The 14,080-nt window shown below is 32.7% G+C and carries 12 protein-coding genes; 8 read left to right on the forward strand and 4 right to left on the reverse strand.

The window, feature by feature from the left end:
* Positions 1–518: 518 nt before the first annotated feature.
* Positions 519–2,030, reverse strand: coding sequence for a histidine ammonia-lyase (gene hutH / locus VOI25_RS03790; protein ID WP_323787637.1), 1,512 nt, complete (start codon positions 2,028–2,030; stop codon positions 519–521).
* A gap of 126 nt (positions 2,031–2,156) precedes the next feature.
* On the opposite strand from hutH, the gene VOI25_RS03795 reads away from it, so the two are divergent.
* On the forward strand, positions 2,157–3,194 hold the full coding sequence (locus VOI25_RS03795; protein WP_323787638.1) for a TlpA family protein disulfide reductase: 1,038 nt from the start codon (positions 2,157–2,159) through the stop codon (positions 3,192–3,194).
* A 69-nt stretch (positions 3,195–3,263) separates the two neighbouring features.
* Here VOI25_RS03795 and VOI25_RS03800 read toward each other — a convergent pair whose 3' ends face one another.
* Positions 3,264–4,814 carry an NAD(P)H-hydrate dehydratase gene (locus VOI25_RS03800; RefSeq protein ID WP_323787639.1) on the reverse strand — a complete coding sequence of 517 codons (1,551 nt, stop codon included), beginning with the start codon at positions 4,812–4,814 and terminating at the stop codon, positions 3,264–3,266.
* Between the two features lie 84 nt (positions 4,815–4,898).
* On the opposite strand from VOI25_RS03800, the gene thrA reads away from it, so the two are divergent.
* Genes thrA through VOI25_RS03820 form a run of 4 tightly spaced genes read left to right on the forward strand, consistent with a single transcriptional unit; the run spans position 4,899 to position 9,819 of the window.
* Entirely contained in the window at positions 4,899–7,346 is a 2,448-nt protein-coding gene (thrA, locus tag VOI25_RS03805) for a bifunctional aspartate kinase/homoserine dehydrogenase I (RefSeq protein WP_323787640.1), read from the forward strand.
* The gene (locus tag VOI25_RS03810) at positions 7,347–8,267 is read left to right on the forward strand and encodes a homoserine kinase (protein ID WP_323787641.1); all 921 of its coding nucleotides are present in this window, start codon (positions 7,347–7,349) and stop codon (positions 8,265–8,267) included. It abuts the gene before it with no gap.
* 6 nt (positions 8,268–8,273) lie between these two features.
* Positions 8,274–9,566, forward strand: coding sequence for a threonine synthase (gene thrC / locus VOI25_RS03815; protein WP_323787643.1), 1,293 nt, complete (start codon positions 8,274–8,276; stop codon positions 9,564–9,566).
* A gap of 7 nt (positions 9,567–9,573) precedes the next feature.
* Complete coding sequence (locus VOI25_RS03820; RefSeq protein ID WP_323787644.1) at positions 9,574–9,819, forward strand: CBU_0592 family membrane protein; 246 nt, start codon at positions 9,574–9,576, stop codon at positions 9,817–9,819.
* Here the strand turns inward: VOI25_RS03820 and trhA are convergent.
* Positions 9,812–10,438, reverse strand: coding sequence for a PAQR family membrane homeostasis protein TrhA (trhA, locus tag VOI25_RS03825; protein WP_323787646.1), 627 nt, complete (start codon positions 10,436–10,438; stop codon positions 9,812–9,814). The genes VOI25_RS03820 and trhA overlap by 8 nt on opposite strands.
* Positions 10,438–11,124, reverse strand: coding sequence for a DUF4294 domain-containing protein (locus VOI25_RS03830; protein ID WP_323787647.1), 687 nt, complete (start codon positions 11,122–11,124; stop codon positions 10,438–10,440). The genes trhA and VOI25_RS03830 overlap by 1 nt, the downstream gene beginning before the upstream one ends.
* A 124-nt stretch (positions 11,125–11,248) precedes the next feature.
* Between VOI25_RS03830 and VOI25_RS03835 the strand changes: the two genes are divergently transcribed.
* From VOI25_RS03835 to VOI25_RS03845, 3 genes are read left to right on the forward strand one after another with little or no spacing between them, the layout of a single operon-like run.
* The gene (locus VOI25_RS03835; protein ID WP_323787648.1) at positions 11,249–12,337 is read left to right on the forward strand and encodes a M42 family metallopeptidase; all 1,089 of its coding nucleotides are present in this window, start codon (positions 11,249–11,251) and stop codon (positions 12,335–12,337) included.
* Positions 12,338–12,370: 33 nt separating this feature from the next.
* Positions 12,371–13,522, forward strand: coding sequence for an aminotransferase class V-fold PLP-dependent enzyme (locus VOI25_RS03840; protein ID WP_323787649.1), 1,152 nt, complete (start codon positions 12,371–12,373; stop codon positions 13,520–13,522).
* Between the two features lie 3 nt (positions 13,523–13,525).
* Positions 13,526–14,080, forward strand: coding sequence for an NUDIX hydrolase (locus VOI25_RS03845; protein WP_323787650.1), 555 nt, complete (start codon positions 13,526–13,528; stop codon positions 14,078–14,080).

The raw sequence follows: 14,080 nt of genomic DNA on the forward strand, positions 1-14,080 counted from the left end.
GTTCCTATACTAAACGCAAAAAGCATCATAAAGACTAAAGCCTTCATACTGCTACTTTGTTTGGTAATAAGATCAATGCTACAACACGATAAATTTGTGATAGACTGCCAGATTGAGGCGCGACTACCGCTTCGGGTAAAATTGCTCATAAACATAACATTTGGTTTTAAATTAAAATTATCTTAACATTTATATTGACAATACTAATATTGTCAGCAAAACCGCAAATACAAAATTTGCGAATAAGCTTAAACTCAGTAAAACATTCTGAAAAAACAGAATATTCCGTTAGAATAGTAAAACTCTAACTGTAATAAATGCTAATAATCAATTGTTGTGCTATCAAACAATTTTAAGGTAAGAACACAAAAAATAATTGCTATAATACTATTTTCTGTGGCGTCAAAATGAATACAATTCACCTTAACTTACTTTCAAAAGTAGAGGATAATATATTGACTGCCAAATAAATTTGTTGTTTTTTTTCAGATTAAACAGTTGAACATTTTTTTTTGCATTTAGTCGAAAAGTAATTCATTTTCGATGCAAAAATCTTCGATAAAATGTATTGAAGTTTTAATATTTTCATGAAAAATACTATCCTCTTTCACAAATGGGACTTCTTCCCTGTAACTTCTTAATAAAGAATTGATTAATGGAGAAGACAACTTTGGACTTCGAAAGTATAGGGCTTGAGACGCATTAAATAATTCAATGGCCAAAACACGTTCTACATTGTGCACTAATGTATAGGCTTGTGTTGCTGCATTTGCTCCCATACTTACATGATCTTCTTGACCATTACTAGATACAATACTGTCTATACTTGCAGGTGTAGCTAATTGTTTATTTGCGCTAACAATACTGGCAGCTGTATACTGTGGAATCATAAATCCTGAATTTAAACCAGGATTATCTACTAGAAAAGTTGGTAAACCTCTTAGACCAGATACTAACTGATAAATCCTTCGTTCAGAAATATTTCCTAATTCTGCCATTGCTATTTTTAAATAGTCTAATGCTAATGCCAAGGGTTGTCCATGAAAGTTTCCGCCTGAGATGATTTTATCTTCACCAACAAATACATTTGGATTATCGGTTACTGAATTAATTTCAGTTTTAAAAGTTCGTTCTACAAATGCCAATGTGTCTTTTGTTGCTCCGTGAACCTGAGGAATACATCTAAAGGAATAGGGGTCTTGAACTTCTGTTTTTTCTTGACGAATCATTTCACTACCTTCTAGAAATTCTCTGATGCGCTCAGCAGTTTTAAGCTGTCCGTTATGAGGTCTAACTAAATGTACTAATTCATCAAACGGTTCAATTCTACCATCGAATGCATCAATAGAAATACTAGATATTAAATCTGCCATATAAGACAACTTATAGGATTTTAATAATAGGTGAATTCCATAAGCACTCATAAACTGTGTTCCGTTTAACAAAGCCAAACCTTCCTTAGATTGTAACTTGATTGGCTGCAGTTGTAATTCGTTCAGAACAGATTCAGCATTACAAATTTCATTATTATAATAGACTTCACCTTTACCAATTATAGGTAAAGATAAATGAGCTAATGGTGCTAAATCGCCAGATGCTCCTAACGAACCTTGAGTATAAACTAATGGCAAAATATCGTTGTTAAAAAAGAAGATTAAACGTTCAACAGTCGTTAATTGCACACCACTATGACCATAGCTAAGTGATTGTATTTTTAAAAACAACATTAATTTAACGACCTCCTTCGGAACTAAATCTCCAATTCCACAGGCATGAGACATGACAAGGTTTTCTTGTAATTGGGTTAATTTATCTTTTGAAATTTTCACATTACACAACGACCCAAATCCAGTATTAATACCATAAATAGGCTTGTCTTCTTCTTGCATTTTTACATTTAGATAGTCCCTACACCTTAATATTTTATTAATGGCATCAGTAGATAATTCTATTTTTTTTTGCTGAAAAACAATATCATTAAGGGTAGTAAGATCTAATGTTTCAGAAGAAATTTTATGCACAGTATTCATTATAATTGATTTGTTTTTTCAAAAATCAACAATACATAAATAGTATGCAACAAATGTTAATAATTTATAAAATGTAAACAAAACACTTATAATCTATTATTTTTGAAGAAACTAAAATCATATCAAATGAAAAGAATACTTGTAGTATTATGCGCATTATCAATAGTAGCATGTCAAGAAGAACCTAAAGATTATGTTACCCTTAGTGGGAAAATTTTAAACGCTCATGAAAGTAAAACGTTAAAAGTATATAAAGACAAAGAGTTTGAAAAAGTGATTACCGTTAATGATGATGGTACGTTTAGCGACACTCTAAAAGTAGCTGAAGGAGATTATTCAATGAAACATGGAGATGAACTTGGATCTATATATTTAAAGAATGGATTTGAAGCGTCTTTTGAAACTGATTATAATGATTTTGATAAAACCTTAGTATATAAAGGAGATGGATCTGACATTAATAATTATGGGATTCAATCTTATTTGTTGTCAGATACTTATTTTACCGATGACTTATTTGCAAATCCTAATGCTGCAAGTTTAGAAAAAGCTGTAACTGAATATAAGGCTGGATTTCAGAAATTAGAAGCAAATTATAAAGGATTAGATTCTTTGCATAAAGCGAATGGACAAGCTAATATGGAAGGCACTATTAAATCCTTAAAAAGTTATTTGTCTGGAAAAATCGCTCTACGTAGTGCTCTTCCTGAAGGATCGCCTTCTCCAACTTTTGATAATTATATCAATTATGCAGGAGGTACAACTTCGCTTTCAGATTTAAAAGGCAAATATGTTTATGTTGATATTTGGGCTACTTGGTGTGGACCTTGCAAACGTGAAATTCCTTCTCTTAAGAAAGTAGAAGAACAATTTCATGGAAAAAATATAGAATTTGTAAGCATCTCTGTGGATGATGAAAGACGAAGTGGAACTAAAGAGAAAGCCTTTGAATCATGGAAAAACATGGTTAAAGATAAACAACTAGGTGGTATTCAATTGTTTTCTGATAATGCTTGGCAATCTGATTTTGTAAAAAATTATAAGGTGAATGGTATTCCTCGTTTTATTCTTATAGATCCAAACGGAAACATTGTTAGTCCAGATGCACCAAGACCATCTAATCCAAAACTAGTAGAAATTTTAGAAGAAAAACTTAGTATCTAATATAGTTAGAACGCATTACCTTAAAAAAGCCACTCATTCTTAAGTGGCTTTTTTTGTATAATTAAATTTTTATTTTTTCTCTTCTTCTTGCTCAACTTGAGGTTGCTCAGGTTGCTTAAACAAATCAATATAAGCTTTACCTAAGGCTTCAATAACATGGCTAGCCATTAAACTTTGATAGCCTAAATCTTCAATGGCAATATCTGCCGAGCGTCCATGAAGATAAACACCAAATAACGTGGCTTGCAAGGCATCATAGCCTTGAGCGATCATTCCTGCTAAAATTCCTGTTAATACATCTCCAGTTCCTGCAGTTGCAAGTCCTGGATTTCCAGTAGTGTTAATGTAATAGTTTTCATTATAAACAGTGATAGTATTTGCGCCTTTAATTACTAAAATGATGTCATACTTTTTTGATAAGGCTTTCACTTTTTGTAGCTTATCGAAATCATCATTCCATTTACCAATTAAACGTTCCAACTCTTTTGGATGCGGTGTTAAAACGGTTTGCTTAGGCAACAATTTTAATAAAGACTTCTTCTTAGACAAAATATTTAATCCATCAGCATCTATAACTAAAGGTGCTTTATTAGACTTGAGGAATTTTTCTAATGCAGTTATTGTTTTGGCATCTGTTCCAAGTCCAATTCCTAAGCCTATAACGTTTGGTTCAATTTCAAAATTAATATCTGTAATAATATGGTCATCTTTATCAGTAATTACCATCGCTTCTGGTAATGCCGTTTGTAATATAGAATAACCACATTTTGGAACAAATACAGTTACCAAGCCAGCTCCTGAAGCCAATGCAGCTCTACTTGCTAAAAGTGTTGCTCCAATTTTACCATAACTACCACCAATAATTAAAGCGTGACCATAAGAGCCTTTATGAGAGAATTTTTCTCGAGGTTGATACATTGGTAAAACTTCATGCTTACCTATGAGTATTGCGTCTGTTTTTGTTTTGAATAAAAATTCCCTATCAATCCCTATATCTATAACTTCCCATTGCAATGAAAACTTAGCAGTATCTGGTAAAAAGAAAATCAATTTTGGAGATTGAAAACTCAACGTGTGATTTGACCAAACTACACTATTTTCATTATCTACAACCTTATCTGTAAATGCACCTGAAGGAATATCGATTGATAGTGTATATGCTTGACTTGTTCTAAAATGCATAAATAATTGAGTTACCCATTCATCTACTGAACGATTTAAACCAATTCCGAAAACAGCATCTATAATAATATCATCCTTGTGAATTTGAGGAAACTCTTCTTTGCAGGTCAACATTATTGGCCATTCTTTTGTAGTTTCCTTTATACGATCATAATTGACTAAAAAATCTTTTGATCGTTTATCACTACAATTAACAATATAAGTTTTTACATTATAACCATGTGTAATTAAATGTCTAGCGACTACTAAACCATCACCTCCATTATTACCAATACCACAAAACACATGAATGGGAACTTGAGCTCCTTGCATTCTAATGTGCAACCAATTAAAAATTTGGATTCCTGCGCGTTCCATTAATTCTGTCGAGGTAATATTCTGTTTTTCAGCAGTTAACCTATCACCTTCATATATTTGTTCCTTAGAGAAAATTTTCACGTGTACTGTTTTATTTAAAAGTAAAAGTAATACTTTTGGAACTTAGTATAAAAACATTATACATTAAGTTGTAAATCAAAAATAATGAAAGTTTTAAAGTTTGGAGGCACTTCTGTTGGCTCTGCAAATAATATCAACCAGGTTATTGCAATTTTAGAAAATCAATCTAAAACTGGTAAGGTTATTTGTGTCGTTTCAGCGATTGGTGGAATAACAGATAAATTGTTAAATGCTGGTCGACTTGCACAGGCAAAAAATAACGAATATAAAGATGCATTTAATGCTATTCAACGGAGTCATTTAAAACTTATTGAAACGCTTATTCCTAAGAAAAACAAAGAGGTTGTAAAATATGTAGAAACAAAACTCCAAGAACTTAAAAACCTCTTAGATGGCTTGGCTTTAATAAATGAATTATCTCCAAAAACATCTGATAAATTAGTGAGTTTTGGCGAATTACTATCATCTTTTATAATTGCCGAAACTATGAAGTCTCGAGGTATGTTCGCTGAATGTAAAAATTCTCAAGAATTGGTTGTTACCAATTCAAATTTCACTAAAGCCGACGTTCTTTACAATGAAACTAATGCGAATATCAAAACTTATTTTAATTCTGTAAATCAAGACATCACCATTATTCCAGGATTTGTGTCAAAATCTAGTCTTGGAGAAATTACAACTTTAGGTCGAGGAGGATCAGATTTTACTGCTGCAATTGTAGCAGCTGCTTTAAAAGTGAAACAGTTAGACATATGGACAGATGTTAGCGGAATGTATACGGCAAATCCTAAACTTGTAAAACATGCCTATCCAATAAAACAATTGTCATATCAAGAAGCCATGGAGCTTTCTCATTTTGGAGCAAAAGTATTATACCCTCCTACGGTTCAACCTGTGTTAGATTTAAATATCCCAATTCATATTAAGAATACTTTAAAGCCTGAAGAAAATGGGACTGTAATTTCTTCTGATACTGAAATGCCTAGCATCTCTCCTGTTAAAGGCATTACAAATATTAATGATATTGCCTTACTTACATTACAAGGAAGTGGTATGGTTGGGATTCCTGGGTTTTCAAAACGTTTGTTCGAAACACTTGCTCAAGAAAAAATCAATATCATTTTTATCACCCAAGCATCTTCTGAACATTCTATTTGTTTCGGAATAGATGTTAATGATGCAGAAACTGCGAAAACGGCTATTGATTCCGCTTTTGAAAATGAAATCTCTTTACACAAAATAGATCCAATACTTGTTGAAGATGGACTTTCAATTATTGCGCTTATTGGTGACAATATGAAGAGTTTTCAAGGTATAAGTGGAAAAATGTTTAGCACACTTGGTAAAAACAATATTAATATTAGAGCCATTGCTCAAGGCGCATCGGAAAGAAATATTTCAGCGGTTATTGATAAAAATGACGTAAAAAAAGCACTCAATGTATTACATGAACGCTTTTTTGAAGTTAAAACGAAACAACTCAATGTGTTTATCATCGGCATTGGAAATGTTGGAGAAAAACTTATAGACCAAATAACACAACAGTATAGTTTCCTCAAGAAAAAATTAAAAATTGATGTTCGTATTATAGGAATGGCGAACTCTAAAAAGATGATTTTCAATGAAGATGGTATAAATCTTAATGATTGGGCCTCGCAATTTCATTATGCAGATAAATCGAGCTTACAAGGTTTTTTTAATAAGACTGTAGAAATGAATCTTCGCAATAGTATTTTTGTTGATATAACTGCTAATGAAAGTGTTTCAACCTGGTATGATGACTATTTAAAGCAAAGTATTGCTGTTGTAGCTTGTAATAAAATAGCCTGTTCTGGAACTTATGAAAACTATAAAAAGCTTCAAGAATTATCATTAAGTTATAATACTCCTTTTTTATATGAAACGAATGTTGGTGCTGGTTTGCCAATAATAAATACACTTAATAATTTAATAGCTTCGGGTGATAAAGTAACAAGCATCCAAGCTGTTTTATCTGGAAGTTTAAATTTTGTTTTTAATAATTTTAGTGATCGAACAAATTTTCATGACACCGTTAAACGTGCTCAATTTGAAGGCTATACAGAGCCAGATCCTAGAATAGACTTGAGTGGTATTGATGTAGCAAGAAAAGTATTAATTCTAGCTAGAGAAAATGGAGGCTTAATGGAAATCGAAGACATCGATAACCAGTCCTTTTTGACTGAGGCAAATCTTGCCAGTAAATCTGTAGATGATTTTTACAAATCTCTTAAAACTGACGAAGCTCATTTTCAAAAACTATATGCTTCTGCAAAAGCGAAAAACTGTCAGTTAAAGTATGTGGCTGAATACAAAAATGGGAAAGCAAAAGTTGGTTTAAGGGAAATTCCTGAAGGTCATCCGTTTTATAATTTAGAAGGAAAAGATAATATTGTCATGTTCTATTCAGAGCGATACCCTGAACAACCATTGATCGTTAAAGGCGCTGGTGCTGGTGCAGATGTAACTGCATCTGGATTATTTGCTGACATTATTAAAATAGGAAATAAATAAATGGATCAGATAAAAATTTTCTCTCCTGCAACTGTAGCAAATGTGTCCTGCGGCTTTGATGTTCTTGGTTTTTGTTTAGATACCATAGGAGATGAAATGATTATTAAAAAAACATCTCAAAAAGGAATAACCATTTCAAAAATTGATGGTTATAAATTGCCCTTTGAAACTGAAAATAATGTCGCTGGTGTTTCGGCTCTTGCTCTATACAACGATGCAAATCCAGACTTTGGTTTTGATATAGAAATCTATAAAAAAATTAAACCAGGAAGTGGCATTGGAAGTAGTTCTGCAAGTGCAGCTGGAAGTGTTTTTGCAATGAATGAACTACTGGGAAGACCATACAACAAGACTCAACTTACAAACTTTGCCATGAAAGGCGAAGCTTTAGCTAGTCACTGTGAACACGCAGATAACCTTGCTCCTGCTTTATTTGGTGGCTTTACATTAGTGAAAAGTTTAGCACCCTTGAAAGTTTTACAATTACCAACTCCAAACGAACTGTTTGCCGTTGTTATTCATCCACAAATAGAAATTAAAACTTCAGAATCTAGAGCGATTTTACCTCAAGAAGTCCCATTAAAAAATGCAATCACGCAATGGTCAAATGTTGGTAGTCTTGTGCATGCATTGCATACTGAAGATTATAGTTTGCTTAGTGCAAGCCTAGAAGATGTTATCGTTGAACCGCATCGAAGCAAGTTAATTCCGCATTTTGAAAAGGTGAAACAAACTGCACTAAAACATGGTGCTTTAGGTTGTGGTATTTCAGGTTCTGGCCCTTCAGTTTTCAGTTTATGCAAAGGGGAAGTCATTGCTAAAAAAGTTAAAGATGCCATTCAGAATGTTTATTCTCAAACAGGAATTGATTTTGAAATTCATTTGTCAAAAATTAACACCGAAGGCATAAAAATATTGTAATCGATCATGATCTATTTTAGTCTAAATAAAAAAGCTCCACATTCAACTTTTAAAGATGCTGTTATAAAAGGGTTAGCTCCAGATAAAGGCTTGTATTTTCCAGAACAAGTAGATCCTTTACCAGCTACATTTTTTAATAATATTGATTCTTTATCCTATAGCGAAATCGCGTTTCAAGCAATTAATCAGTTTGTAAGTCCTGATATACCTGAAGACGTTTTAAAAGATATCATTGAAGACACTTTGTGTTTTGATTTTCCTGTTGTTGAATTAGGTAAAAACATGTCTACACTCGAATTATTTCACGGACCAACAATGGCATTTAAAGATGTTGGTGCTCGATTTATGGCGAGATGTCTAGGTCATTTTAATGCGACTAACACAAATGAAGTTACCGTTTTAGTTGCAACCTCTGGAGATACAGGTGGTGCAGTTGCCAATGGTTTTTTAGGTGTTAAAGGGGTTAATGTTGTCATCTTATATCCTTCAGGAAAAGTAAGTGACATTCAAGAAAAGCAACTTACTACACTTGGTCAAAATATTAAAGCACTAGAAGTTGATGGCGTTTTTGACGATTGCCAAGATATGGTAAAACGGGCATTTTTAGATGAAGATTTGACAAGCAAAATGCAATTAACTTCTGCCAACTCAATTAATGTTGCTCGTTGGTTACCACAAATGTTCTACTTCATATTTGCCTATAAGCAATTACACAACACTCACAATGAGATTGTGTTCTCTATTCCTAGTGGTAACTTCGGGAATATTTGTGCTGGAATGATGGCTCAACAATTAGGACTACCAATTAATCACTTTGTGGCATCAAACAATGCAAATAATGTTGTTACTGAATATTTGAAGACTGAAACTTACAATCCGAAACCTTCAGTGCAAACCATTAGTAATGCCATGGATGTTGGAAATCCTAGTAATTTTATTCGCATTCAAGAAATTTATAACAACAACTTTAGTAAACTAAAAGAAAATTTATCCTCTTATAGTTTTACTGATGACCAAACTAAAACTGCATTAGAAGAAATTTATAATACTTACAATTACATTGCAGATCCTCATGGAGCTGTTGGTTACTTAGGCTGCAAATCACATTTGAAAAAACATCCTAATTCGCATTGTGTCTTTTTAGAAACTGCACATCCAACAAAATTCTTGGATGTTGTTGAAGACATTATAAAAACTAAAGTTGTCTTGCCGCCACAAATAAAAGCGGTTATGGATAAAGAAAAAGTGGCTACTAAGATTTCAAATTACGATGATTTGAAAGCGTTTCTACTAAAATAAAAAGATTATGGATTCAGCAGATTGGATAGGTTCTATTGGTGTTTTTCTAATCCTTCTCGCCTATTTTTTGAATGTTCGAGGTACACTAAATCATAAAGATATTTCGTTTATATTATTGAACTTAATTGGAGCCGTTTTAGCTTGTTTAGCTTCAATACTTTTAGATTATCTACCTTTTATTATTCTTGAAGGTGCTTGGTTTTTAGTATCTCTTTATGCACTTTTAACCTTTAAAAAGGTAGCTGCTAAATAACGTAATAATACACCATAAAAAAGTGACAAATGGCTCCTCCCAAAACAAAAAAGTGCCAAATCACATGATTAAATGGGATTTTTTCAATCGCATAGAATACTATTCCAACCGTATAAAATAAACCTCCAGCAAACAAAAATAGTAATCCGTTGGTTGCCATGCGATCTGCTAGAGTTGAAAAATCAAACACAATCAACCAACCCATAACTAAATATAAAAGCGTTGAGAATGTTTCAAATTTACCTGTGAAAAATAGTTTTAAAATCACACCAAAAGCTGCAATTCCCCAAACGGTCCAAAACAATTCCCAACCCAAACTATCAGGTAATACTATAAGCAAAACAGGTGTATACGTTCCTGCGATAAGAAAATAAATACTAATGTGGTCTACGATTCTAAAATAATGTTTTCGTCGCTCACTTTTAACGGCATGATAAAAAGTGGAGGCCAAAAACAAAATAATAATTGAAACGCCGTAAATAATAACACTAAATAAAGCATAAGGCGTGTCTTGCTTTAAAAAAACGATTAATAGTATAAGTCCAACAATACCTAAAGCAGCTCCTAAACCATGACTCCAAGCATTAAGTCGTTCTTCAAAAGCTGTTTGTATGCGCATTATTCTTTCGTTTCAGGAGTTTTATTTTTAAGCCATTTATCAGAAAGATCATAATAATCAAAATCTAAAGCTGGATCTTGTCGCTTTAATTTTCCGTCTTGAAAAGCACGTTCTAAAATGTCTTCTATTAAGAAATCTTCTTTGATATTAAATGGATCAAACTCACGTTTTAATGAAATATCAAACATGCTTGCCGTGGTATTGAACCAAAAAGCACGCCAACCATTCCTTAATTGTTTTATGAGATCAAAAGTTGTTTTACCAGTTTGTCGATGTATAAGCTTTATTAATATCTGACCTTCAGTTCGTGTTAATTTTTTGAGTTCTGCTGAAAATTCTTCTTCTATATATTTCTGAATCAATTTCGCATATTTCTTCTTTGCACGTTTCCTTTTTAAAGTTGCTAGGCGCTCATTTAAAGATGTTAGTCGTTCGGCAGCAAGCTTTGCATAAGGATATACTTTTATAGTTTTCCGTTTTAAAATCAAGTATTTAATTCGATCATCTTTGGAATCAAATTTCAAATTCTGCAATAGCAAAACTTCATTCAGGTCAATTGCTGTTTTTGGAATTGAATCGCCTTCAATTAAAATAAATTCAACAACAGTTGAGTCTTGTTGTATGGGCTCAATTTGCGCCATAACAAAGACAGGAAACACAAGGAATATGTACTTTATTAATTTCATTATTGAATGTTAAGCTAAAACCATTCCAAAACAGATTTTAAACTTTAGTCAAAATTAAATATTTACAATGTGTTAAACCTTAAAATCCTATTAATATTATTAATTTAGTACAAAATTTTTATAAATGGCTACAAAACACATACTCAACAAAAAATCAATAGATTTCCTAGAAAAATATTTAAACAATGCTGCACCAACAGGATATGAATGGGACGGACAAAAAATCTGGATGGACTATTTAAAACCTTATGTAGATGAATTCATCACAGATACCTACGGAACTGCTGTTGGAGTGATCAATCCAAAAGCTAAATACAAGGTCGTAATTGAAGGACATGCTGATGAAATCTCATGGTATGTGAATTATATTTCAGATAACGGATTAATATATGTGATTAGAAATGGTGGAAGTGACCATCAAATTGCACCTAGTAAAATTGTAAATATCCATACTAAAAAAGGCATTGTAAAAGGTGTATTTGGTTGGCCAGCAATTCATACAAGAAGTAAAGCCAAAGAAGAGCCACCAAAACCAGATAATATCTTTATCGATTGTGGTTGTGCTACAAAAGAAGACGTTGAAAAACTTGGTGTACATGTTGGTTGTGTAATTACCTATCCAGATGAATTTCACATTTTAAATAAGGACAAATTTGTATGTCGTGCTTTAGATAATAGAATGGGAGGATTTATGATAGCCGAAGTTGCTCGATTACTAAAGGAAAACAAAAAGAAACTGCCTTTCGGATTGTATGTAACTAATTCAGTACAAGAGGAAATTGGTTTACGTGGAGCCCAAATGATTACCGAAACTATTAAACCAAATGTAGCCATTGTAACTGACGTGACTCATGATACGACTACACCTATGATTGACAAGAAAAAAGAAGGTCATTTAGAAATGGGTAAAGGTCCAGTTGTTGCGTATGCACCTGCTGTACAACAAAAATTACGTGATTTAATTACAGATACTGCTGAAGCTAAAAAAATACCGTTTCAACGTTCTGCATTATCAAGAGCAACAGGAACAGATACAGATGCTTTTGCCTACAGTAATGGAGGTGTTGCTTCTGCTCTAATTTCATTGCCATTGCGTTATATGCACACCACTGTAGAAATGGTACATCGTGATGATGTAGAAAATGTGATTAAAATGATTTATGAAACATTACTAAACATCAAAGGAGGTGAAACATTCTCTTATTTTGAATAACCAACTAAGCTGGGTTTGGCTAAAAAAATAATAATGCAGGATCAAAAACATTTATTCGATATTCCTGAAGAGGTTACCTATTTGAATATAGCAAGTCTCTCACCTTCTTTTAAGGCTGTTGAACAAGCTGGAATAGATGCTGTACTTCAAAAAAGTAAGCCTTTTACTATTCCAATTTCAGATTTTTTTGATCCAGTAACTGAACTAAAATCATTATTTGCAAAGCTTATTGATGCTGATGAGCCTGAACGTGTTGTAACTATTCCATCTGTTTCTTATGGCATTGCAACAGTGGCTAACAATATTAGGCTTCAACCTAACGATGAGATTTTAGTTATTGAAGAACAATTTCCAAGTAATATTTATTCTTGGAAAAAACTTGCAGAACGTTATAATGCTAAAATTGTAACCATAAAAAGTCCGAATTTAAAACAATCCAATGCAAAGCAATGGAATCTTGATCTTTTAGATGCTATAAATTCAAAAACTGCTGTGGTTGCACTTGGAAATATTCATTGGTCTAACGGAACGATTTTCGATTTAAAAGACCTTAGAAAAAAAACTAAAGAACATAATGCTTTACTAATTGTTGATGGAAGCCAAACAATTGGTGCTTTCCCTTTTTCAATAAAAGACATTCAACCTGATGCTCTTATTTGCGCTGGCTACAAATGGTTATTTGGTCCTTATGGTTGTGCATATGCTTATTACGGAAGTTATTTTGACCATGGCGAACCTATTGAAAACAATTGGTCAAACCGATTACATAGTGAAAACTTAGCAGAATTAACGAATTACCAATCCGAATACAAACCCTTTGCAAATCGATATGCCATGGGCGAAAGTGGGAATTTCATTTATGTGAAAATGCAAATTGAAGCCTTAAAACAGGTAATTAATTGGACTCCTAAAGCCATACAAGACTATTGCAAATCTATTTCTTTTGAGGCTGCAAAAGAACTTACTAATTTTGGTTGTGAAATTGAAGACGAATCTTATCGTACTCATCATCTTTTTGGAGCTAAACTTCCCAACACTATTGATATTAAAAAACTGAAAGCAGCCTTTCAAAAAGAAAATATTTTCGTGTCTTTTCGAGGTAAATTCATCCGATTATCTTGTCATTTATATAATACTAAGCAGGATTTTGACACCTTGGTAAATTGCATTAAATCTGTCCTCTAAATTTTGGAAGAAAACATTGACATCGTAGACCAAAATGGAAAGCCAACTGGTGTTAGTGTGCTCAAATCTGAAATTCATACAAAAGGTCATTTGCACAACACAGCCCATGTTTGGTTTTATACTTCAGAAGGTAATATCTTACTGCAACAACGTGCAGCTTCAAAGGCTATTTGTCCCTTACTTTGGGATGTTTCGGTTGCTGGACATGTTGATGCTGGAGAACGAGTTGAACACGCTGCAATTAGAGAGGCTAAAGAAGAAATAGGCATCCATATGTCTGAAAATCAACTCCTAAAAATTGGCGTTTTTGAATGTTTTCAATCCTATGCTAACGGCATTATCGATAATGAACTTCATAATACTTTTATAGCGAAAGTTGATGTCAATATTGATGACTTAACACCGCAAAAGGAAGAAGTTGAAGCCTTAAAATTTGTAAGTCTTTCAGAATTCAAAATTCTTTTGAATGCAAGTGAAATCAACAACCACTTTGTGTCTAGCAATCGCAAGTACTACGAATTTGTTTTTGAAGCTATAAAAGCAAACCTAACTCCATAA

It is taken from the genome of Psychroserpens sp., from assembly GCF_034670085.1.
GTDB lineage: Bacteria > Bacteroidota > Bacteroidia > Flavobacteriales > Flavobacteriaceae > Psychroserpens.